Genomic DNA, 22,233 nt, shown 5'->3' with positions numbered 1-22,233 from the left:
GAAGCACTTGCGCCGGAAGCCTCACCGCCGCGGGACGCCGTCGCGCGAGAGCAAGGGCTCAAGGTTGCTCAGAGCGGCGAAAGCACCATGAGGATCTCGTCGCGATCGTCGCCCGCGGCGAGCCGGAGGGCACCGGGCCACCGGCCGACTTCCTTCCACCCGAGCCGCCCGTAGAAGTCCTCCAGGCCAACGCCGCCGCGTGCGGCCAGGTGCAGCTGTTCCAGACCCATCTCGTCCCTGGCGACCCTGCGCACTTCCCGCATGAGGTCACGGCCGACACCACGCCCACGTACGGAGGTGCGGGTCTGGACGTGGTGCAGCGTGCCCCAGTGCGCGATCAACTCGAACCGGTCGCGACGGACGTTGAGCCAGCCTGCGAGTTCGCCGTCCACGGTCGCCGTGAGGAGTCGACTGGTGTCAGGGGACAGCAGGTCGACGATGCGATCGAGGGCCGGAACCGCCGTGGCGGCATCTACAGGGGGAAAGGGGAAACCGGCCGCCCCGCCCGCGTTGGTGACCTCGACCCAGCACTCGGCGAGTGCGTATCGGAGCCGGGAGGTGACGTCGCTCGGCGAGGTGAGCTGTTGGAAGGCGAGTGCGTCTGCGGCCATTCCGAGATCATGACACCCTCCTCGGCTACAGAACCCGGACCTCGGCCTCGGGGAGCTTCGCCCACCAGTGGTTGTACCGGCTGTAGACCGCCGCCTCGCGGTCGTCGAGGAGGGCCTTCAAGGACTGGGCCTCCGCGCCGAGTCCGTCCCAGGTTGCGGGTGTCAGGGGGTGGAAGGCCGTGGCCTCTATACCGGCGTCCACCGGGCGCCACACACCGGCGACATGACCGTCCACCAACAAGGTGGGCAGTACGTCGCCGTTGCGCCGGATCACCCAAGGCCGGTACGCCGGGGGTATCACCCGGCCGCGGTCGGCGTACGCCAGCAGAATGCTGTCCCACATGGCCATCAGTCGAGGAGGAGCGGGAGTTTCGGCGGGCGGCCGCGGAGCGCCCGGGAGGTCGAACAGCACGCCCCCGTCCGGACCTTGGAGCTGCTCAACGGCGTCGCCCAGGGCAAGGAGCGCCGCGCGGGCGGATGTCCGCTGCACCATGGAGAACTGCGCCACGTCCGCGACCGACGCGGGCCCGAACCCTGCCAGGTAGCGCAGGATCAGAGTCCGCAACGCAGGGGGGTCCACAGCCCTCCCCACAGGCACGGGGCCGCTCGGGGCCGCGACGAAGGACGGTCGGAGGCCGAAGGACCAAGGCGCGTCCGTCGGGGCATGGTGCAACGCCGCGTACGCCTTCAGCCCCCACCACGCCCCGTCCTTCTTCTCGGCTCCGAGCCGCTCCTCGACCCATGCCTGCATCTGTGCCGAGGTCCGCGGCCGCCGGGCGAAGTCCAGCAGCTCCGGCACCAGTTCGTCGGCGTCCGCAGGGCTCAGCCCCGTGGCGGCGAAGCGGTCGCCGAGCCGGGAGGCGTACAGCGTGGGCTGCATCGCTGCGCGAAAGGCGGGGTAGTCCTCGGCGTGCACCGCGTGCAGCGTGATCCGCATCAGGGTCGCCTTGACCACTGACCGCGCGGTGAACGCGGCGTCGAGATCGGCGGCAGCGAAACCGGTGAGCCGGTTCCACAGGGCGATGTACGGCGAGGCCGGGTGCTGCGCCTGGAGCGCGACCACGCGTCTTACCCCGTCCTGGACGGTCAATGGCTCACGTTCCAGGAGCAGTTGGCGGCCGAGTGTTGCGCGGTTGAGTTCGCGTGCGGTGATCATCACAGTTCAGGATTCTGCCCTCCCCGCACTCGTCGGACGTCGCACTCAGCCCATCAGGCGGATGCCCGCCGACCAGACGTCGGGCCAAGCGCGGCGCCCGGATCGGTGAACTGGCTCTACTCCGGGGCGACTTGACGACCAAGACCGCTCAAGCGCCGCGCAGAGCCTTCCAGTCGTCCTCGAGAATGGAGTACTGGACGATGTCATGCCACACACCGTCCACATGGCCGTAGTGTCGCAGCCGCCCCTCCCGCACCATGCCGGCCTTCTCGATGGCCCGCTGCGCAGCGATGTTGGACGGCATGAACCCCGACCAGACGCGGTGCAGTCCTAGCCGGTCGAAGCCCAGGACGCCCAGCAGGAAGCCGATCTCGACGCTGTGGCCCACGCTCACCCGGTCGGCGCGCAGAGCCAGACCCACCTCTGCGCTGCGGTAGCCGACGCGGACCATCCCGCCCTCGGCCGACTGGTCCTCGACGATCAGCTTCGCCGAGCCGATCAACTCGCCCGTGGCGATCTCGCTGACGCCAAGTCGGTAGTGCGTCCGAGGTGTCCGCCTGGCACCCGCCCTGGCCTGCTCGACCAGCGCCGCGGCGTCGGGGCGCCGAAAGGGCGGCATACCGAACTCGCGGGTCGTACGGGAGTCGCCGAAGATGCCGAGCACCCCCTCCACGTCGCTGGGCAGGAACTCCCGCAGTCGCAGCGTGGCGCCTTCGATGAGTACGGCACGCTGCTCCGACTCCCGCGGTGGACGTTCGTCGACCCGCGTCCGGCGCGGCTCTCGCGGAGCCCACAGGTGGGCTTGCGCCCGCTCGGCTTCCAGGCGGTCCGTCATCTGTTGACTCCTTGGTGATGGTCTGTCGGGCCGAACGACACGCGCGTGACCCAGAGTGGTTTGCGCGAGCGGATCGCAGGAAGAACGTTGGCCAGTGGCAGGACCCACCCGCAGAGGAAACCCCGGCCCCGTGGTTCGCGAACTGCTCGCACGGCGACGATGTTCGGGTGCACCGTGCGCAGCTTCCGCTGTTCGGCCGGTGTCATCCCCCAGAGCATCGGCGGCGGCCGGTACCCGGCGGGGTAGCGCCACCGGCCCCGTGCGGTGCGGGCGACCATCCAGGCGGGCGGGGTGTCGAAGACCAGCTCCGCTCCCGGGAAGTGAGCGGCGCACTGCTCGATGAGCCGGTGGACCACGTCCCGCGGGAGATACATCAGCATCCCCTGGGCGAGGATCAGCACCCCGCGCGAGGCGTCGACCTCGTCCATCCACCGCATGTCGGTGGCCGAACAGGACAGCGTGCGGTGGCGCGGCGCGTCCGGCAGCAGCCGCTGCCGCAGCGCCGCGACCTCGGGCAGATCGACCCCGAGCCAGCGCACCCTGCCGTTGTCCACCCGCCAGAACTGGGTCTCCAGACCCTCCCCGAGCGAAACGACCGTGCCGTCCGGGTGGTCGCTGAGGAAGCGGCGCACCTCTCGGTCGTAGCACCGTGCCCGTACCGCCATCCCTTGTGCCAGGCCCCAGTTGCCGGTGCCGAACCGCCGTTCAAAGGGGTAGTCGACGGCGTCGATCACCTCGATCGCCTTCGGGTCAAGCAGTGCCGAGCCAGGGTTCTTCGCGGCCAGAGCGCGGTGGTGCAACGTCCATAGCGTCGTCTCGGCGACGCCGTCCAACTCGGCCTTCCGCTTCTGTCCGTCCATCCGGCGATGGTCACAACACCGGCGGCGGCCCAGCAAGGAGCGTCACTCCTGCGAGCGTATAGATCACTCCTTCAGTTGGGATTTCTTATCGTGGAGGAACGTTCCCGGCCTTGAGCGCTCCGCTGCGGCGCGCTGTTGACCCGCGTCACACCGGCCCGTGTGGTTCCCTGCACAGACCGTGGGGGTTCGCTCCGACCATGGGCTTGCATCGCGGGCGTGCCCGCGACATTGAACGCCATGGTGAACGGCGAGCGGTCGTTGAGGCGTTCGACCCAGCCGTGGCCGTCCAGCGCCTCCCCGCCCGCCCTCGCCATAGGCGCCCAAGGGCATGGGAAGCTCCGGCAAGGTCGTCGAACCGAGGCCGTGAGATTCGCCGTCATCAGACGGGCGTTGGCCAGGACGAACTCCTGCCGGTCGACCCCGAGGCCGACCTTGGCCTCCTCCACCTGGTGGCCGAGGGATTCGAGCAGACGCACCGTACAAGAGAGAGCCTCGGCCACCGGTGTGGTGGTGCGGCGTCCGCCCCATGCCTGGGTGAGGACGCCGATCCGCAGCGTGCCCGGGTGGCGGGTGACTTCCTCCGCGTACGGCCGGGACGGCTCCGGGACGGCTCCGGGACGGCTCCGGGACGAAGTAGGGATCACCCGGTTCGGGGCCGCGGATCTGGTCGAGCAGGGCCGCGCTGTCGCGCACTGTGCGGCTGACGCTGCCGTGCACGGCCAGGCCGTTGAAGATTTCGTCGATGTCAGGGCCCATGGAGACGCGTCCGCGAGTGGGCTTCAACCCGAAGAGGCCGTTGTGGGCGGCGGGGATGCGGAGCGAGCCCGCGGCGTCGGTGGCGTGTGCGATCGGGACCACCCCGGCGGCGACAGCCGCGCCCGCGCCGCCACTTGACCCGCCCGCGCTCCGCTCCAGGTTCCAGGGGCTGCGGGTCGCGCCGTACAGGACTGGTTCCGTCGTGATGCTGTAGGCCATCTCCGGTGTCGCGGTGCGCCCGAACGTCACCAGGCCTGCGCGGCGGAAGCGCAGCGTCAGGGAGGAGTCGGCGCCCGCGACGGCGCCGGCCGCGAGACGACTGCCCAGCTCCGTTCGCCTCCCGGCCATGGAGACTCCGATGTCCTTGATCAAGAAGGGGACCGGCCAGTGGTGTGCTGCCGGGGCTGGGCCCGTCGTCCGCCTGCCATGTCTCCACGACGGTGTTGATCTGCGGATTGACCGCCTGCACGGCCTCGCGTGCGGCTGCTTCCAGTTCGGCGGGGGTCACCTCGCCTCGGGCCACCAGCTCCGCGAGCCCGACCGTATCGCTCCCACCCGGCGCGGCAGGTGATCGAGAAGCGCAAGGCCCACCAGACCCGCAGGCTGGTCGGCATGTGCGCCGAGGCCGGGCTGGCCGGCCCCGAACAGGCCGCGGCCGAGATCAGCTTCGTACTCGAAGGCGCGCAGGGCAGCACGCAGAACGGCAGCGTCGATCACGCCGGGGGTCGACTGATGAGGATCATCGAGGGGGTCGTCGATCAACTCCGTTCCCGCTTCGACGTATCCCGGTCGACCGCCCACTGACCTCCTTGCGGTCCTCGCGCGAGGATGTGGAGGAACAAGACGGCCATGACGGCGACGCCTGCCCACATGGCCTGCTGCCAGCCGTCGACGAACGACTCCTGGGCGGCGCGGATCAGCGCCTGGGCATGGGTCCCGGCTCCGTCCGCGGCCCCGATGGCGTTGGCGACGCCTTCGCGTGCGGTGTCGGCGGCGCCCTGGGGAACGCCCGCGAGCTGGGTGTCGATGGCGCTGCGGTAGCCGGAGGACAGCAGCGCGCCGAGCAGAGCGACGCCGAGCGCGGTGCCGAACTCCCGGGTGACGTCGTTGAGGGCGGAGGCGACGCCCTGGCGCGCACGCGGCAGGGAGCTGGTGATGGCCTCGGTCGAGGGCGTCATCGCAAGACCCATGCCGGTCCCCATGGCCAGCATGCCGGGAAGGACGGAGAGGTAGCCGCCGTCGACGGAGACGAAGGCCGCCATGAGCGCCAGACCGGCGCCGGCCGACGCGATTCCTGTCGCCATGGTCGACCGGGCACCGATGCGCGCGGCCAGCTTGGGGGCGAGGCCGGAGGCCATCATCATCAGTACGGCCATGGGCATCAGTGCCAGCGTGGACAGCAGACCCGACCAGCCGAGCACGGCCTGGAAGAACGGGAAGAGGACCACGAAGATGCCCGCCTGGACGCCGAAGACCACCAGGAGCGTGATCGAGCCGCCGGCCAGCGAGCGCTCGCCGAACAGGCGCACGTCCAGGAGCGCGGCATCCCGGCGGCGCAGCTCCCAGGCCACGAAGCCGACGGCGGCGACGAGACCGATCACGAGGCCGAGCAGGGTTGCCGGGGCTGTCCAGCCCCGCTCGGGCCCCTCCTGCAGTACGAAGATGAGTCCGACCACCGCGACGACGGAGGTCACCGCGCCGACGGTGTCGAAGCTGTGCCCGGACTTCTCGCGGGAGTTGGGAACGGACCGCAGCGCCATGACGAGGGCCACGACGACCAGCGCGACGGGCAGGACGAACAGCCATCGCCAGCTCGCCACGTCGACCAGGGCGGCAGAGAGGAACATGCCCAGGATGCCACCACCACCGGCGACGCCGGTCCACACACCGATCGCCCGGCCGCGTTCTTCCTTGGGGAACGTCGACGTGATGACGGCCAGCGTGATGGGCATGATCATTGCCGCACCGACGCCGCTGAACAGGCGTGCGGCGAGCATGACTTCGGCCGACGAGGCCAGGCCGGCCACCACGTTGGCGGCGCCGAAGACGGTCAGCCCGGCGAGCAGCATGGGTTTGCGGCCCCAGCGGTCGCCGAGCGCGCCGAGCGGCAGGAGCAGGGCGGCCAGGGTGAGGGTGTAGATGTTGATGATCCACAGGATGGTGCTCTGCGATGCGCCGAAGGCGAGCGCGAGGTCGGGCTGGGCGACGTTCAGCCCGGACACCGAGGCGATCACGGCCATCAAGGCGATACAGACAGCGATCAGAACGGTGCGGCGCCGGCGCGCGTCCGGCACGCCCGCTCCCGTGACCGCTCCTGTGACCGCTCCCGTGATCGCTCCCGTGACGCCGCTGGGATCAGCAGCACTCAGCTGTGGAGGCTGGTTCGTACTCATGGATTCCTCTCCAAGGGCATGCGGAAATCAGCGCCGGATCAACCGATGGGCGGCGGGGTGATGGGCCAGGAGTTGAGCGCGCGAGGGCTCAGGTGCGGGTGAGGTCGCGCTGTGCGGCGGCGAGGGCCGCCTCGGTGTCGGCGGCTACCAGGTCGGCGTTCATGCGGGCGCCGGCCAGGGCGCCGGCCGCAGCGGATGCGCCGACCTGGGCGGTCAGGTCGGTGGCGTTGCCGGCCACCCACACCCCAGGTACGTGGGTGGCGCCGGCCATGCCGGTGGCGAAGTGGCGGCCCATCCCGCCGGGCAATTCCTGTGTCGACAGCGCCAGTTCGTCCAGGCCATCGGTGCGGGCCTGCATGGTGGTGGCGACCGCGAGGACGCGCCGGGGCACCAGCTGCCCGTCGCTCAGGCGCACGCCCGCGATGCCGCCACCCTCGGCGGTCACGACCTCGCTCACCGGAGTGTCGACGATGCGGATGCCGCGCGCGGCGAAACGCACACGGGTGTCCTCGTCGAGTTCGGTACCCCGGGTGAAGTAGACCAGGTCGTCGGTCAACTGCCGGAACAGCAGGGCGTGGTGGACGGAGGCCGGGCCCACGGCGAGGATCCCGATGGGCTCGTCGCGCACCTCCCAGCCGTGGCAGTAGGGGCAGTGCACCACACCGTGCCCCCAGTGCTCAGCCAGCCCTCGAACGTCGGGCAGCACGTCGCGCAGTCCGGTGGCGATGAGCAGGCGGCGCGCCGACAGGGTGCTGCCGTCGTCGAGAGTGACCGTGAAGCGAGGATCTCCCTCGGCGGAGGGGGCGGCCGGGGCAGCGGAGATCACTTCCCCGGTCACGACCAGGCCGCCGTGACGGCGCACCTCGTCGCGCCCCCTGCGCAGCAGTTCGGCCGGCGGGATGCCGTCCAGGCCGAGCAGGCCGTGCACACCGTCGGCGGGTGCGTTGCGCGGGGTGCCACTGTCGATCACGACGACCGCACGGCGGGAGCGGGCGAGCATCAGCGCGCCGTTCAAACCCGCGGCGCCGCCGCCGATCACCACGGCGTCGACGGTCTCTTCCAGCAGGTGGTCAGTCGCATGGGCGGCAGTGGTCGCAGTGGTCACAGACATGGCGTCGCTCCCTTTCCTTCACGCGAGCCCCCGGCGGTCCGAGGGCTGCGCTCACGACGATAGGCACGTCTTGCGGGCAGGGCATATGATGTTGCCTATGACGCAAGACAATGGCGAGATGGACAGCCTGGTACGCAAACGGATCCGCGCCCTGCGCGTGGCACAAGGCTGGTCCCTGGAAGAACTGGCCACCCGCGCCTCGGTCAGCCAGTCCACCCTCAGCCGCATCGAGAACGGCCAACGCCGCCTGGCCCTGGATCAGCTCGTCACCCTCGCCCGGGCCCTGGACACCTCCCTGGACCAGCTCGTCGAGACGGCCACCGACGATGTCATCACCAGCCCGACGATCGACGCATCCCATGGGCTCATGCGCTGGCCGATCAAGGCGGAGCCGGGCATGAGCGTCGTACGCCAGCGCATGACGAACCCGCCGCCCGACAACCCCTCGCGCATGCGTGCCCATCCGGGCCGCGAATGGCTCGTCGTCCTGTCCGGCACCGCGGTCCTGCTCCTTGGCAACCGGCGCCTGCGGATCGAGACCAACCAGGCCGCGGAGTTCCCCACGATGCTTCCGCACGCCATCGGCGCCGAGGGCGGGCCGTGCGAGATCCTGGGCATCTTCGACCGCGACGCCCGTCGAGGCCACCAACGCGAGGACAGCGAGGACAGCGGCGACAGCGGCGACAGCGGCCGACCCAGCCTGTGACGCACCGGGCGGCGCCCCCCTGCTCAAGACCGCAACCCCCACGCGACAGCCGGTCGGTTGCGCGTGCGGCAGCGCAGTCGGTCATCTTCTTGCGCACTCCGGGATTCATGGCGCCGCCACGGAATGATCGACTTAGCGTCGCTGTCATGACCCATGCTTCCTCGCACACAGCACACGACGGCGCCCACTACCTCCCTCAGCAGCAGCCGGACAGCGACGGCCAGGCGGAGATCCTCGATCTGGACGCGGAGGTGCTCGCCGAGCACATCGCGTCCATCACCGCATGGCTGCCGCTCGAGACGACGCCGCGCCACATCGTGGACCTGGGATGCGGGACGGGGGCCGGCACCTTCGCTCTGCTCACGCGCTTTCCCGAAGCGCGGGTGACCGCGGTCGACGCTTCAGCCAGTCATCTGAACCGGCTGCGGGCACGGGCCGAGACGCTCGGGCTGGCCGACCGGGTGCGCACCGTACCGGCCGATCTCGACGCGGACTGGCCCGAGCTCGGACGGCCCGAGCTGGTGTGGGCGTCGGCATCGATGCACCACATGGCCGACCCCGACCGCGCCCTGCGCGAGGCCCATGATCTGCTCGCGCCCGGCGGCCTGTTCGCTGTCGTGGAGCTGGCCGACTTCCCGCGCTTCCTGCCCGCCGACGCCCCGAAGGAACGGCCCGGCCTCGAGGAGCGCTGCCACGCCGCCTTGGCGCACCACGGCACCGAGCACGTGTCGCACCGCGGCGCCGACTGGGGCCCCAAGCTGGCGGCCGCCGGGTTCACCGTCGAGGGCGAGCGCACGATCACCGTGAACGTCGACAGCTCCGGCAGCAAGGCGGTCGGCGCGTACGCGCTCAGCAGCCTCAAGCTCCTGCGTGCCGGAGCCGCCCACGCCCTGACCGCGGAGGACCTCGACGCCCTCGACCAACTGCTCGACGCCGACAGCCCGTTCAGCGTTCTGCGCCGCAGCGACCTCGCGGTGCGCACCGAACGCACCGTGTGGGCCGCACGCCGCGCCTGACCCGAGCATGTCGGCGGCAGCCGACCAGCAGCCGTACCGCTCACCTGACCGGTCCGAGCACGCACGCTTCCGGCAATGGCCCACGTGAACTTGTGCGTTCGGCGCGAGCCTCGTAGCAGGGCATACGCGGAAGTTGTCGCGCAGGTCCAGAAGATGGGCCGATCGCCGACCAGGCCCAGCGGATGCTGGAGCTGACGCGAGACGCCTTTGGTGCGGCGTCTGACCTGCTGGCAGTGACGGTGGACGCGTCCGACCTGTCCGATGACTTCGCCGAACACGAAGAGGAGTTGTGGCTGAGTCGCGGCGCCATGGGAGAACTCAACATGGGGTTGGGTCGGTTCCTGGAACTCGCCCGGCTGGCTCTGGACGACGCCGGAAGCTACTGATCGGCGACGGTCAGCCGACCGTGCCACGGCCGTGGGTTCTGGTGGTGCTGCGTCATATGCGCGAGGGTCTGAGTGGCGCTGTCGGGGGCAAGGCACCGCCGAGGAGGGTGACGCCGGGTCCCGGGCTGTGGCTCAGGTCGCCGGAACGGTGGCCTCTCCTGCCGGGCCGCTGTCCTCGGGCGAGTCTCCTTCCGGGCCCAGCGGGCGTCCCTCCCATACAAGGGCCTGCCAGCCCTCGTCGGGCGAGCCCGTGAGGACGACCACGCCGGTGTTGCCCAGCGGGTGGCTCGACGCGTACGCCACGTCGACGTTGGCCGCCCGGGCGGCCACCCACATCCGGATCGCGGCACCGTGGCTGACCATCGCCACCGTCCCCGCTCCCGTCGCGGCGGCCTCGGCGACGACGGCGTCGAAGCGCCCCAGGGCCTCCACGCCGTTCTCACCACCGGGCATCCGGCGATCGGTGTCCCCCGAGGCCCAGGCGAAGGCGGTGGTGAGGTAGACGGCGGCGGACTCGTCGTCGCCGCGCATCTCCAGGTCCCCGGCGGACAGCTCCCGGATCCCGTCCCGGATCTGGACCTCCAGCTCAGTCGCGGCGGCCAGGGGCGCGGCGGTCAGCTGCGTGCGCAGCAGCGTGGAGGCGTACATGGCATCGATCTTCTCCGCCGCCAAGGCCTGCGGCAGCGCCGCCGCCTGGTCCTGCCCCAGCGGCGTGAGCCCCGGGCCCGGCGCCCCCGTGTCCAAGAGGTGCTTGAGGTTGGACGGGGTCTGACCATGACGTATGAGCAGCAGGCGCATGCGGGACTACCTCCACGGGACGGAACAAGCTCTTCCACTCTGCCACCAGAACCCCCCGCCCCGCCGCGTTCACGATCACGATCACGATCACGAGCCTTCAGGCCAGGGGTGACCTTGCCACCGGTCAGGCGGCGAAGACCTGGGAGTCGTCGGCGAACGCCTTGAACTCCAGGGCGTTGCCTGCCGGGTCGAGGAGGAACATCGTCCACTGCTCGCCCTTCTGGCCCTCGAAGCGGACGTAGGGCTCGATGACGAACTCGGCGTCTGCCGTGCGCAGCCGCTCGGCGAGCCCCTGGAAAGCGGGAATCGTCAGGATCAGACCGAAGTGCGGCACCGGGACGTCGTGGCCGTCGACCGGGTTGTGCATGCGCTGGGCGCGCTCCGGTGCGAGGTGCGTCACGAACTGGTGGCCGTGCAGATTCCAGTCCACCCAGGTGTCCGCGCTGCGGCCCTGCTCCAGGCCCAGCACCTCGCCGTAGAAGCGTCGCGCGGCGGCCAGGTCGTCGACCGGCATGGCCAGGTGGAACCGCGGGATCGGGGAGTCGAGAGCGCTCATGGCGTTGCCTTCCTGCCGGGGAATGGAGCGGGCCGGGTCGATCAGCAATCTCTTGTCGCAATGGTGACATTGCGACGTTGCTCGAGGAGGCGTGAACCGGACATGCGCGATCAGGGCACGACAGCCTGCGCACGATCGGGTTCAGCTCGGCGGTCGGCATGCGTACGCAACGTTCAATGCCCGCCTTGCGTCCAGAGTTTTGGGGCGCCACCAAGGCGCTGGACCATCGACCTCAGAATCGGCCGACCTTCACGCACCCGTAACCCGCTTAACCCACCCGCATCGCTCAGTTAACATGATCGAACTCACAACGAGTGCCCTGATCGCCCGTACTTCACCAGAAAACCACGCTATCTAGCACGAAGAGTGAGCTATTAACTAACATCTAACAAATCGGCCAAACCATTGATATCTATAACATCTCAAATGTTCTCGCGAAAAAACTGCAAAGCGCTGTTCGACGCGTGGCGTCAACCACGGGCGATGCTCTGGACCGTGGCAGCTGTGGTGGCCCTCGGGTTCCTCATCGCGCTGGAGATAGCCGCACGTCACTACGGCGTGCGGGGGCCGATCACCAACCAGGTGCTGGAGGTGGTGTTCGCCCCCAAGTCAGGGCCGCTGCTGTACGCCGCCATGGCGTTGATGATGGTGGTGCTCACCTGGCGGCAGCGGTTCATCGCGATGGGTGTCGCGATCGGCATCGACGTCGTCTTCTTCCTGGTGCGCTGGGCTCTCGACGCCAAGATGATGTTCGGCAACGGAGCGTTGTGGGTGATGCTGGGCTACGCGGTCATCGCCCTCACGCGCCGCACCGGCCAGGAACGTGTCCTGCTGCTGAAGGGCGTCGGCCTTGGCCTGCTGCTTGTGGCCGGTCGCAAGACGGGGGACATCTGGCTGCTCATCACGTCGAAGACCCGCCCCGCGGTGCTCGACCAGTACGTGGCCACCGCCGATCACGCGCTGGGCAACCCCTCGTGGGTGGTCGGCCGGATGGTCTCGGCCACCGGCCCGATCGGCGCCCATGTTCTCGACTACGTCTACATCCAGCTCGCCGTGGCCGCGGTCATCGTCGCGCTGTACCAGCTGCGTAACGTAGCGGTCGAGCGCCGCTTCCCGGGTCACCATCTGGTGCGTACGTTTCTGGTCATCGGCCTGGTCGGGCCGGCCATCTACATGATCTTCCCGGTGGTCGGACCGATCTTCACCTACGGCACCGGCGCCTTCGGCACGGGTGGCGAACACTGGGCTCTGGCCAACCTGTGGCCGAACACGCCGCCGCCGCTCAGCACTCCGCATTCGATGCCGTTCGACGAGATCACCCCGCGCAACTGCATGCCCAGCCTGCACACCGCATGGGCGACCACGATCTTCATTCATTCCCGCAAGGGCCCACGGCTTCTGCGATACGCAGGCGTGTTCTGGCTGGTTGCCACGCTCGGCGCGACGCTGGGATTCGGCTATCACTACGGCGTGGACATCATCGCCGGTGTGGTGTTCGCGTTCACGATCGACGCGGCGCTGCGCTCGCTCGCCCAAGGCTGGGACCGGGCGGGAATCCAGCTGGTCGCCTACGGCACAACGGTCTTCGCTCTGCTCTTGGTGTCGTACCGCTATCTGCCGATGCAGATGGCCAAGCACCCGTGGCTGTTCGGACCACTGCTCATTCTGGCCATGATCTCAGTGGTCCACGGATATGTACGGGCCACCAAGCTGTGGGAGCCGAAGGTCGCGCGGGCGCAGCAACCGGAAGTGGAACCGCAACCCGAAATGGTTTGAGGCGTGTTGCGGTGTTGCAGTAGGCGGTGAGGTGTCCGCTTCCCGGGCGTGGCCGGGAAGCGGAACCCGCGGGTCTCAGGCCCCGCGCTTCTTCGCTGTTGTCTTCTTCCCGACGGCCGTCTTCTTCCCGGCCGCTGTCTTCTTCCCGGCTGCCGTCTTCTTCGCCGTTGCCTTCTTTGTGGCGGTCTTCTTCCCGGTCGTCTTCTTGGCTGCCCGCTTCTTCGGCAACTCATGGACGGTGGCGTCCTTGCCGGTCTCGCCGCGGGCGGCCTGCGCCTTGGACACGGACTCCTGGAGCGCGGCCATCAGGTCAAGGACCTTCCCTGCCGGCGCTTCCTCCTCGTCCGGCTTGGGCGGCTTCTTCCCGCCGACCTTCGCCCGGATGACCTGTTCGAGCGCTTCGGTGTAGCGGTCGGTGGCCCAGTCCTGGTCGGCGATGCCATCGGCGGTCATGGAGTCGATGAGGAGCACGGCCCTGTCGATCTCCTCGTCGCTCACCTCGACCGCCTTGGGCACCAGCTCCTGCGGATCCCGGACTTCGTCGTCCCACTTCATGGCGTGCAGCAGGATCACACCGTCCTGCACGCGGAGCAGACCGAGGCGCTCTCTTCCGTGCCAGGCAAATTTGGCGACGGCCGCCTTGCTGTTCCGCTCGAGAGCCTTGCACAGGAGCATGTAGGGCTTGGCGGCGACCTGCCCGTCGGCCTGCAAGTAGTAGCCCTCCCCCATGCGGATCGGATCCACGCTCTCGTAGGGCACGAACGCTGCGATCTCGATGGCCTTCGCGGTCGGGAGCGGCATCTCGTCGAGCTCGGCGTCGGTGACCGCGACGATCGTGTCCTTGCTGACCTCGTAGCCCTTACCGATCTCGGCGTTCGTGAGCTGCTTCCCGTCGAGATCGCAGATCTTGCGCGTGCGGACCCGGCTCATGTCCTCGAGGTGGTACTGGTGGAACGAGATCGAGTGGTTCTCGGTGGCGGGCAGAACCTTGATCGGGATCGTGACCAGGCCGAATGAGATCGCGCCGGACCAGACGGGGCGGGGCATGAGCTACCTCCGTGACAGCCCCGAGAGGGCCAGGCTATTGCGTACATCCGAGGGAGGCATGTCGAGGTGAGGGGCTCCGCATCGTCAATCGAGGCGCTTCACCCTGCTCAACGCGGCAACGCCCAACGCCGCCAGCCCGATCTGGATGAGCCATTCGATCCAGTCGACGCCGTCGGTGTCCGCCACGTCCAGGCCCGCGGCGACGGCCGTCCCGGCCAAGGCCGCCGCGATGCCGACGACAAGTGTCCAGAGAATGCCGATGTGCTGTCGCCCCGGAACGACGAGGCGCCCCAGGATCCCGATGACGATTCCGATCACCACAGCACTGATGAGACCCGAGATCTCCACGATTTCCCCTCTGTTGGTGTCCTTTCACCAACCGAGTGCCCGTGGGCCGGGCGGACAGACACCACCGCCCCGGCCCCCGCCGCGCCGTCAGCGGGAACCGGACCTGTCCAGGCGCTTGAGCACGGGCGAGGCCGCGGCCCCGTGCAGCATCACCGACAGCAGGACGATGAACGTCACCACCGCCCACAACTCCTCCTGGTACGCCCGAAGGTCCTCCGCTCCCAGGGCGTACGCCAGGTAGAAGACGGACCCGATCCCCCGGATGCCGAAGAAGGACGTCACCGCGCGTTCCCCGAGGGTCGTCCTCCCCCGCAGCTGGGCGATCCAGCCGGTGAGCGGGCGGATCACGAGGAGCACCAGGACGGCCGTCATCGCGCTGCCCCAGGTGAGGGCGGAAAGCCCGCCGCAGGCGATGAAGCCCCCGATGAGGAACAGCACACCCGCCGTGAGCAGCCGCTCCACCTGTTCCATGAAGGTGTGCATCACCACCTGGTACCCGTGGGCGCGCTCGGCGGACCGGATGGCGCAGGCCGTCGTGAACACGGCGAGGAAGCCGTAGCCGTGCAGCACTTCCGTGAGGCCGTACGAGAGGAAGGTCGCCGCCAGCGCGACGAAGCCCTCCCTGTGCTCGGACAGCCGCAGCGCTTCCCAGCCCGCCCGGAAGAACATCCAGCCGAGCAGCTTGCCGACCAGCAGGCCGACCGCCACGCCGACGGTGACGCGTACCGCCACGTCGCTCCACAGCCAGTGGCCCACCCACTCGCCCGACCAGCCCGTCCCCGAGGCGGCGAACATCGCGAGAGCCGCCAGGACCAACGGGAAGGCGAGTCCGTCGTTGAGGCCCGCTTCGCCGGTGAGGGCGAAGCGCACCTCGTCCTCGTCGTGCTCCCCGTCGGTCGGTTCACCCACACGTACCTCCGCTGCGAGCACGGGGTCGGTGGGTGCGAGCACGGCGCCCAGGAGCAGGGCGACGGCAGGCGGCCAGCCCACAAGGCCCCAGGCGACGAGGGCGGTGGCCACGACGGTCAGCGGCATCGTGATGCCCAGCAGGCGCCATGCGGTGGACCAGGACCGCAGGCCGAAGGGTCTGTTGATCGCCAGTCCCGCCCCCATCAGGGCCACGATCACAATCACCTCGGTGAGGTGCTCCCGCCACGCCCTGTGCTGGTAGGGGTCCAGGTCGGGAAGCCCGGTCGGCAGCAGATAGACGAGGAACCCCACGGCCAGAAAGACCATCGGCATGGACATGGGCTGCCGTGCCACCAGCCTGGGCAGGACCGCGGCGAGCAGGGCGCCGATCCCCACGCAGGCGTACCCGAGGTCCGCGGCGGTCACTTCCATCTGCCTGCACCTGTCCTCGCGTTCAGCTCCGCGGACTGCTCGATTCGTCGGTGACGGGATTCGTTGCCCTGTGAGGCCTGCCCACTCGGAGAGGCGTGCCCACTCGGGTCAAACCTAATCAGGTAGCAGCGGGGCGTAGCCGCATGACCGACTCCCTTGCGATTAACCCGCCGAGACCAAATCCGAAACCAACGCCGAGGCCAATACTCACCAATTCCTGGGCTACGGCCTTTTACGTTTCCTTCGTCGCCATCAGGGCAACCGGCGGACAACAGACTGTGCGGCAGTTAACGAACTGACGACGAGCAACTAAAGCTCTTGACCGGCGTACCGCTGGAGCACATCGGAGGCGTGCTGGAACTCCTCCATGAGGCGGGTGCACTCCACGACGAGAACTCCGTAGGGGCGAGTCGGGTCGGCGAGCGGGAGCCCGGCCCTGCTCGCCCCGTCGGTCACGGTCCGGCAGCATCGCTGGGCCTCGTCGGCCAGCCGACGCAGTTGTCGGGACTGTTCGGCGAGGGAGTCCTCGTCCACCGTGCCGAGCACCTGGGCGATCTGGGCGAGGGCCTCGAGGAAGTCGGCGTAGCCGAGGAGGAAGGCCCGGTCGTCGTGCCGGCCCTCCTCATCCTCCTGCCACTGGTGCAGGCTGCGCGTCAGGGACGCCACTTGGTACAGCGAGCGTTCGAGGGCTCCCAGCACCGCCCCGTACCCCTCGAAGGAGGCCCGGCCCCTGTGCCTGCGCAGCAGTCGGCGAGGGTTGTAGTAGAGGCTTTCCTCCGCGGTACGGAAGCCGTCCCTCGCCTGCGCGATCAGCCCTCCCGTCTGCTCGGCCCTCGATCGCCAGTGCCGGCAGCGCTCCTCGTCCAACTCGCCCTCGCGCAGCGCCGGGTACATGTCGCTCACCAGCTCGACCAGAGCGGTGGACAGCGAGCGGATCCCGTACTCGGCGCTGCGATAGCGCATCGGCGGGGCCACCGTGACGTTGACGACGACGCCGATGCCGCAGCCGATGAGGACCAGCAGGATGATCTGCCCGAGCTGGGTGACCTTTTCGGTCCCGGACGTGGCGGACGCATAGGTGGCGAAGGCGAAGAACGCCGCCGTGGCGACCTGCGATCCCTGCACGCCGAGCGCGGGCCAGCGTCCGATGGCCAGGCCCACCAGCGCCACAAGCGCGAACGTCAGGAGGTCGGGGCCGCCCAGGAAACCCAGGGCCGCCACCATGGCCACACCGGCCGCCACCGCCGCCAGGTAGCGCAACGACTGCAGCAGGGACTGGTACACCGTCACCTGCATGATCAGCACCGCGGAGAACGGCGCGAACGCCGGGGACGACGCGTCGAGCACGTAGTAGGAGACGACCCATGCGAGGGTCGCCGCCAAGGTGCTCTTGAGGACCAGAAGCAGGGTGTGGCGTTCGTAGCCCGGCACCCCCCGGGCCCGCTGCCACCATTGCCACGCACGGTCGAACCACCCCTGGGCCGCGACTTCCCGCGGTCCTCCGCCCTCGCCGGCCATGCACCGACTCCGTTCCGTTCAGCAGGTCACCGAGTTCAGCCTGCTACCCGGCGGAGCCGTCCGCATGCGGGCCCCCGGGCCGCGAGGGGCGACCCGGGCGCACGGAACACACAAGGAAGTAGTTGCCACTGCGAACAGCAGGGCCATGGCGCTTACGAGGCCGACCCGCGCCGACCTCGATACACCTACCAATAATGCTTTCGCCCGCCCACCGAGCGACCGACAGAACCGAGAATCCACAGGATCGCACCGACGACGAGAAGAATGACGCCGATGGTCCACAGGATGGAGATGCCGGCCACAAGACCGATGACGAGCAGAATGATTCCGAGTGCGATCATTGCGCCCTCCGACCCTCAGGATTATTTCAAGTATGCGCCTTCCGCATGCCGATGACAGAACGGCGGCGCACCACCTCACACCGCCGCACACCGCCCCACACCGCCGCATCTGCGCGCCACACAGACACCGATGTGACCGTGCGTGACACCAGAGCACCCGCCGGTGCATCCACATCCGTGCCGATCTTGTGCATCTTTGCAGTCAGCAGCATGGAACCCGGACGAGACCTCCCATCTTGCTGAGCAGCGCCTGTCAGCAGCGTGATAACACGGAGTGATCAAATCCAAGGAGACGACGACATCATGGGTATCTTCAGCCGTCGCCAGCCCGCGACCCTCGAGCCGACGCCGCCTGTCGGCTCCGCCACGCCTTTCCCGGCGGCCGCCGGTACCGCGCTCGACCCGGCGCTTCGTGCGCTGACCGGGCAGTGGACCATCGACCGCCCGCACAGCCGCATCGGGTTCTCCGTGCGGCACGCGATGGTCACGACGGTGCGAGGTGCCTTCGCCGACTACGACAGCACGCTGTACTTCGACGGAGCCCGGCCCTCCGAATCGCGGGCCGAAATAGTCATCCGGGTCGGCAGCGTCGACACGGGTGTCGAACAGCGCGACGGGCACCTCGTCGGCGCCGACTTCTTCGACGTGCGCCGCCACCCGGAGATGGCGTTCCGCAGCACCGCCACGGTCCATGAGGGCGGGGAGACCTTCCGCATGGCGGGAGACCTGACCATCCGCGGCATCTCCCGGCCCGTCGAACTGCAACTCGACTACCTCGGCTCGGTCGTGGACCCGTTCGGCTTCGAGAGGGCGGGCTTCGACGGCACCACCACCATCGACCGCACCGACTGGGGCCTGGTCTACAACCAGCGCCTGGAGACCGGTGGCTCCATGGTGAGCGAGAAGGTCCGGCTGCAGTTCGACATCTCCGCCATCCGGTCCACGCCCGTGGCGTAGCTCGACGACGGCCCGAATGGCAGAGGGAGGGCCCCATCCCGACACCGGGATGGGGCCCTCCCTCTCGTTCGCAGGCCTGGAGGCCGGTGCTCAGTCCTCGCCCTCCAGATCGCCTTCCGTCTCCAGGTACGCCTGGCGCAGGGCCTCGATCACGGCCGGGTCCGGCTTGGCCCACATGCCGCGGGACTCGGCTTCCAGGAGGCGCTCGGCAATGCCGTGCAGGGCCCAGGGGTTGGCCTGCTTGAGGAATTCACGGTTGGTCGGGTCCAGGACGTACGTCTCGGTGAGCTTGTCGTACATCCAGTCGGCGACCACGCCCGTCGTCGCGTCGTACCCGAAGAGGTAGTCGACCGTGGCGGCGAGCTCGAAGGCCCCCTTATAGCCGTGGCGGCGCATCGCCTCGATCCACTTGGGGTTGACCACGCGGGCCCGGAAGACGCGCGATGTCTCCTCGACCAGGGTCCGGGTGCGGACCGTCTCGGGACGGGTGGAGTCGCCGATGTACGCCTCCGGGGCGCGGCCCTTCAGCGCGCGGACCGTGGCCACCATGCCGCCGTGGTACTGGAAGTAGTCGTCCGAGTCGGCGATGTCGTGTTCGCGGGTGTCGGTGTTCTTCGCCGCGACCTCGATCCGCTTGTACGCCGTCTCCATCTCCTCGCGCGCCGGGCGCCCGTCGAGTTCACGGCCGTAGGCATAGCCGCCCCACACCGTGTAGACCTCGGCGAGGTCGGCGTCGGTGCGCCAGTCGCGGGAGTCGATGAGCTGGAGCAGGCCCGCGCCGTACGTGCCGGGGCGGGAGCCGAAGATGCGGGTGGTGGCGCGGCGTTCGTCGCCGTGGACCGCCAAGTCCGCCTGGGCGTGGGCCCGTACGAAGTTCGCGTCGTCGGGCTCGTCGAGCGAGGCGGCAAGGCGCACCGCGTCGTCCAGGAGGCCGATGGTGTGCGGGAAGGCATCACGGAAGAAGCCGCTGATGCGCAGGGTGACGTCGATGCGCGGGCGGCCGAGCTCGTCCGCGGGGATCGCCTCCAGGCCTGTGACGCGGCGCGACGCGTCGTCCCAGACCGGGCGGATGCCAAGGAGCGCGAGGGCTTCGGCGACGTCGTCACCGGCGGTGCGCATCGCACTCGTACCCCACAGGGACAGGCCCACCGAGGTCGGCCAGTCGCCGTTGTCGGTGCGGTAGCGATCGAGGAGCGAGTCGGCGAGGGCCTGGCCGGTCTCCCAGGCGAGGCGGGACGGCACCGCCTTGGGGTCGACGGAGTAGAAGTTGCGGCCGGTCGGCAGGACGTTGACCAGGCCGCGCAGCGGGGAGCCCGAAGGTCCTGCGGGGACGAAGCCGCCCTCCAACGCGTGGACGGCGTGGTCCAGTTCGTCGGTCGTGGCGGCAAGGCGCGGTACGACCTCGCGGGCGGCGAAGTCGAGGATGTCGGCGACGGACTGCGGGTGCCCGTCGGCCACCCTCGCCACGGCGTCCGGGGCCCAGTCGGCGTCGTCCATCGCCTGGACCAGGGTGCGGGCCTTCGCCTCGACCTCGTCGGCGGTGGTGCGGGTGGCCGCCGACTCGTCGAGGCCCAGCGCCTCGCGCAGGCCGGGGAGCGACGCCGTGCCGCCCCAGATCTGGCGGGCGCGCAGGATCGCGAGGACGAGGTTGACGCGGTCGGCGCCGGCCGGGGCGCCGCCCAGGACATGCAGGCCGTCGCGGATCTGGGCGTCCTTGATCTCACAGAGCCAGCCGTCGAGATGCATGATGAACTCGTCGAAGCCCTCGTCCTCGGGGCGGCCTTCGAGCCCCAGGTCGTGGTCGAGCTTGGCGGCCTGGATCAGGGTCCAGATCTGGGCGCGGATCGCGGGCAGCTTCGCCGGGTCCATCGCGGCGATCTGGGCGTGCTCGTCCAGGAGTTGTTCGAGGCGGGCGATGTCGCCGTAGCTTTCGGCGCGCGCCATCGGCGGTACGAGGTGGTCGACGAGGGTGGCGTGGACGCGCCGCTTGGCCTGCGTGCCCTCTCCCGGGTCGTTGACCAGGAACGGGTAGATCAGGGGGAGATCGCCCAGGGCCGCGTCGGGGCCGCAGGCCGCGGACAGGCCCGCGTTCTTGCCGGGCAGCCATTCCAGGTTGCCGTGCTTGCCGAGGTGGATCATCGCGTCGGCGCCGAAGCCGTTGTCGTCGGCGGATGCGGCGATCCAGCGGTAGGCGGCCAAGTAGTGGTGCGAGGGCGGCAGATCGGGGTCGTGGTAGATCGCGATCGGGTTCTCGCCGAAACCGCGCGGCGGCTGGATGAGGATGAGCAGGTTGCCGCGGCGCAGGGCGGCAAGCACGATGTCGCCCTCCGGGTTGCGGGACCGGTCGACGAACATCTCGCCGGGGGCGGGGCCCCAGTGCTGCTCGACGGACTCGCGCAGCTCGGCGGGGAGGGTGGCGTACCAGCGGCGGTAGTCGGCCGCCGGGATGCGGACGGGGTTGCGGGCCAGCTGCTCATCGGTGAGCCACTCCTGGTCGTGGCCGCCCGCCTCGATCAGGGCGTAGATCAGCTCGTCGCCGTCGCCGGAGGCCAGGCCCGGGACCTCCTCCGTACCGAAGTCGTAGCCCTCTTCGCGGAGTCGGCGCAGCAGGGAGACGGCACTGGCGGGGGTGTCGAGGCCGACCGCGTTGCCGATCCGCGAGTGCTTGGTCGGGTAGGCGGACAGGACGAGCGCGATGCGCTTGTCGGCGGCCGGGATGTGGCGAAGGCGCGCGTGCCGGACGGCGATGCCTGCCACGCGGGCGGCGCGCTCGGCGTCGGCGACGTACGCGGGCAGACCGTCCTCGTCGATCTCCTTGAAGGAGAACGGCACCGTGATCAGGCGGCCGTCGAACTCGGGGACCGCGATCTGGCTTGCGGCGTCCAGCGGCGAGACGCCCTCGTCGTTGTCCTCCCAGTCGGTACGTGAGCTGGTGAGGCACAGCGCCTGGAGGATGGGCACGTCGAGGCCGCTGAGGGCGCCTGCGTCCCAGGACTCGTCGTCGCCGCCCGCCGATGCCTCGGCGGGCCGCGTGCCGCCCGCCGCGAGGACCGTGGTCACGATCGCGTCGGCGGCGCGCAGTTCATCGATGAGTTCGGGCTCGGGGGTGCGCAGCGAGGCGACGTACAGCGGCAGCGGGCGCGCTCCGGCGTCCTCGACCGCGCGGCACAGGGCCTCGATGAAGGCGGTGTTGCCGCTCATGTGGTGGGCGCGGTAGTAGAGCACCGCGACGGTCGGTCCCTCGACCTGACGGGCGGTGCGCTCCAGCGGGCCCCACGAGGGTGCGGGGGCGGGCGGCTCGAAGCCGTGGCCGGTGAGCAGGACGGTGTCGGAGAGGAACCGGGCCAGCTGCTCCAGGTTGCCGGGTCCGCCGTGGGCGAGGTAGGCGTGGGCCTCGGCGGCGATGCCGATCGGCACGGTCGATGCGGCCATCAGCTGGGCGTCGGGGGCCTGTTCGCCGGTGAGGACGACCACGGGGCGTCCGGTGGCCAGGACTTGGTCGAGTCCTTCCTGCCAGGCGCGCACGCCGCCGAGGAGACGCACGACGACCAGGTCGGCGCCGTCCAGGAGCTGCGGGAGGTCCTCGAGCGGGAGCCGGGAGGGGTTCGCGTAGCGGTAGTCGACCGGGCCGGCGGCGGCGCGGGCGCTGAGCAGGTCGGTGTCGGACGTCGACAGGAGCAGGATCATGCGGCGTCGGGCCTTCCTCGGGGTGTCCACGCCC

General features: G+C 69.7%; 20 protein-coding genes and 1 pseudogene. 6 read left to right on the top strand and 15 right to left on the bottom strand.

Annotation, left to right across the window (positions count from 1 at the left end):
- Window positions 1-68 precede the first annotated feature (68 nt).
- From ABD378_RS07630 to ABD378_RS07610, 5 genes are all read right to left on the bottom strand, one after another.
- Complete coding sequence (locus tag ABD378_RS07630; protein WP_344519684.1) at window positions 69-611, bottom strand: GNAT family N-acetyltransferase; 543 nt, start codon at window positions 609-611, stop codon at window positions 69-71.
- Between the two features lie 25 nt (window positions 612-636).
- Window positions 637-1,770, bottom strand: a complete 1,134-nt coding sequence (locus tag ABD378_RS07625) for a winged helix DNA-binding domain-containing protein (protein ID WP_344519683.1) — start codon at window positions 1,768-1,770, stop codon at window positions 637-639.
- Between the two features lie 145 nt (window positions 1,771-1,915).
- A complete protein-coding gene (locus tag ABD378_RS07620) occupies window positions 1,916-2,602 on the bottom strand; it encodes a GNAT family N-acetyltransferase (RefSeq protein WP_344519682.1) in 687 nt (228 codons plus the stop codon).
- A complete protein-coding gene (locus ABD378_RS07615; protein ID WP_344519681.1) occupies window positions 2,599-3,462 on the bottom strand; it encodes a class I SAM-dependent methyltransferase in 864 nt (287 codons plus the stop codon). The genes ABD378_RS07620 and ABD378_RS07615 overlap by 4 nt, the downstream gene beginning before the upstream one ends.
- 63 nt (window positions 3,463-3,525) lie before the next feature.
- Entirely contained in the window at window positions 3,526-4,566 is a 1,041-nt protein-coding gene (locus ABD378_RS07610) for an amidase family protein (RefSeq protein WP_386546533.1), read from the bottom strand.
- A gap of 114 nt (window positions 4,567-4,680) precedes the next feature.
- Here ABD378_RS07610 and ABD378_RS07605 point away from each other — a divergent pair.
- A pseudogene (locus ABD378_RS07605) lies at window positions 4,681-5,022 on the top strand (TetR family transcriptional regulator); the annotation flags it as partial.
- On the opposite strand, the gene ABD378_RS07600 reads toward ABD378_RS07605, so the two are convergent.
- Both ABD378_RS07600 and ABD378_RS07595 read right to left on the bottom strand, forming a co-directional pair.
- A complete protein-coding gene (locus ABD378_RS07600) occupies window positions 4,977-6,611 on the bottom strand; it encodes an MFS transporter (RefSeq protein WP_344519680.1) in 1,635 nt (544 codons plus the stop codon). The pseudogene ABD378_RS07605 and the gene ABD378_RS07600 sit on opposite strands and share 46 nt — an antisense overlap.
- A gap of 88 nt (window positions 6,612-6,699) precedes the next feature.
- Window positions 6,700-7,722, bottom strand: coding sequence for an NAD(P)/FAD-dependent oxidoreductase (locus ABD378_RS07595; protein WP_344519679.1), 1,023 nt, complete (start codon window positions 7,720-7,722; stop codon window positions 6,700-6,702).
- Between the two features lie 97 nt (window positions 7,723-7,819).
- On the opposite strand from ABD378_RS07595, the gene ABD378_RS07590 reads away from it, so the two are divergent.
- From ABD378_RS07590 to ABD378_RS07580, 3 genes are all read left to right on the top strand, one after another.
- Window positions 7,820-8,428, top strand: a complete 609-nt coding sequence (locus ABD378_RS07590) for a helix-turn-helix domain-containing protein (RefSeq protein WP_344519678.1) — start codon at window positions 7,820-7,822, stop codon at window positions 8,426-8,428.
- 146 nt (window positions 8,429-8,574) lie between these two features.
- Entirely contained in the window at window positions 8,575-9,444 is an 870-nt protein-coding gene (locus ABD378_RS07585; RefSeq protein WP_344519677.1) for a class I SAM-dependent methyltransferase, read from the top strand.
- Window positions 9,445-9,626: 182 nt separating this feature from the next.
- Complete coding sequence (locus ABD378_RS07580; RefSeq protein ID WP_344519676.1) at window positions 9,627-9,830, top strand: hypothetical protein; 204 nt, start codon at window positions 9,627-9,629, stop codon at window positions 9,828-9,830.
- A gap of 132 nt (window positions 9,831-9,962) precedes the next feature.
- On the opposite strand, the gene ABD378_RS07575 is transcribed toward ABD378_RS07580, so the two are convergent.
- On the bottom strand, window positions 9,963-10,628 hold the full coding sequence (locus tag ABD378_RS07575; protein ID WP_344519675.1) for a histidine phosphatase family protein: 666 nt from the start codon (window positions 10,626-10,628) through the stop codon (window positions 9,963-9,965).
- 124 nt (window positions 10,629-10,752) lie between these two features.
- Window positions 10,753-11,184: a VOC family protein gene (locus ABD378_RS07570; RefSeq protein WP_344519674.1), complete on the bottom strand. Its 432-nt coding sequence runs from the start codon at window positions 11,182-11,184 to the stop codon at window positions 10,753-10,755.
- 483 nt (window positions 11,185-11,667) lie between these two features.
- Between ABD378_RS07570 and ABD378_RS07565 the strand changes: the two genes are divergently transcribed.
- Window positions 11,668-12,960, top strand: coding sequence for a phosphatase PAP2 family protein (locus ABD378_RS07565; protein ID WP_386542871.1), 1,293 nt, complete (start codon window positions 11,668-11,670; stop codon window positions 12,958-12,960).
- Window positions 12,961-13,035: 75 nt separating this feature from the next.
- Here the strand turns inward: ABD378_RS07565 and ku are convergent, their stop codons facing one another.
- The 5 genes from ku to ABD378_RS07540 all read right to left on the bottom strand — a co-directional run bounded on the left by ku (window position 13,036) and on the right by ABD378_RS07540 (window position 17,555).
- Complete coding sequence (gene ku / locus ABD378_RS07560) at window positions 13,036-14,007, bottom strand: non-homologous end joining protein Ku (protein ID WP_344519672.1); 972 nt, start codon at window positions 14,005-14,007, stop codon at window positions 13,036-13,038.
- A gap of 84 nt (window positions 14,008-14,091) precedes the next feature.
- Window positions 14,092-14,355: a GlsB/YeaQ/YmgE family stress response membrane protein gene (locus ABD378_RS07555; RefSeq protein WP_344519671.1), complete on the bottom strand. Its 264-nt coding sequence runs from the start codon at window positions 14,353-14,355 to the stop codon at window positions 14,092-14,094.
- 87 nt (window positions 14,356-14,442) lie between these two features.
- Window positions 14,443-15,696, bottom strand: a complete 1,254-nt coding sequence (locus ABD378_RS07550) for a cation:proton antiporter (RefSeq protein WP_344519670.1) — start codon at window positions 15,694-15,696, stop codon at window positions 14,443-14,445.
- A gap of 309 nt (window positions 15,697-16,005) precedes the next feature.
- The gene (locus tag ABD378_RS07545; RefSeq protein WP_344519669.1) at window positions 16,006-17,214 is read right to left on the bottom strand and encodes an FUSC family protein; all 1,209 of its coding nucleotides are present in this window, start codon (window positions 17,212-17,214) and stop codon (window positions 16,006-16,008) included.
- Window positions 17,215-17,399: 185 nt separating this feature from the next.
- Window positions 17,400-17,555: a DUF6131 family protein gene (locus tag ABD378_RS07540; protein WP_344519668.1), complete on the bottom strand. Its 156-nt coding sequence runs from the start codon at window positions 17,553-17,555 to the stop codon at window positions 17,400-17,402.
- Between the two features lie 303 nt (window positions 17,556-17,858).
- Here ABD378_RS07540 and ABD378_RS07535 point away from each other — a divergent pair, with 303 nt between their 5' ends.
- Window positions 17,859-18,512 (top strand): YceI family protein, encoded by a 654-nt coding sequence (locus ABD378_RS07535; RefSeq protein WP_344519667.1) that lies wholly within the window; start codon window positions 17,859-17,861, stop codon window positions 18,510-18,512.
- Between the two features lie 90 nt (window positions 18,513-18,602).
- Here the strand turns inward: ABD378_RS07535 and cobN are convergent, their stop codons facing one another.
- On the bottom strand, window positions 18,603-22,199 hold the full coding sequence (gene cobN / locus ABD378_RS07530) for a cobaltochelatase subunit CobN (RefSeq protein ID WP_344519771.1): 3,597 nt from the start codon (window positions 22,197-22,199) through the stop codon (window positions 18,603-18,605).
- Window positions 22,200-22,233 lie beyond the last annotated feature (34 nt).

Origin of the sequence: Streptomyces rectiviolaceus (assembly GCF_039533825.1) — a bacterium.
GTDB lineage: Bacteria > Actinomycetota > Actinomycetes > Streptomycetales > Streptomycetaceae > Streptomyces > Streptomyces rectiviolaceus.
The sequence above is the reverse complement of the archived record's forward strand: the minus strand, read 5'-3'. Positions and strand labels throughout refer to the sequence as shown.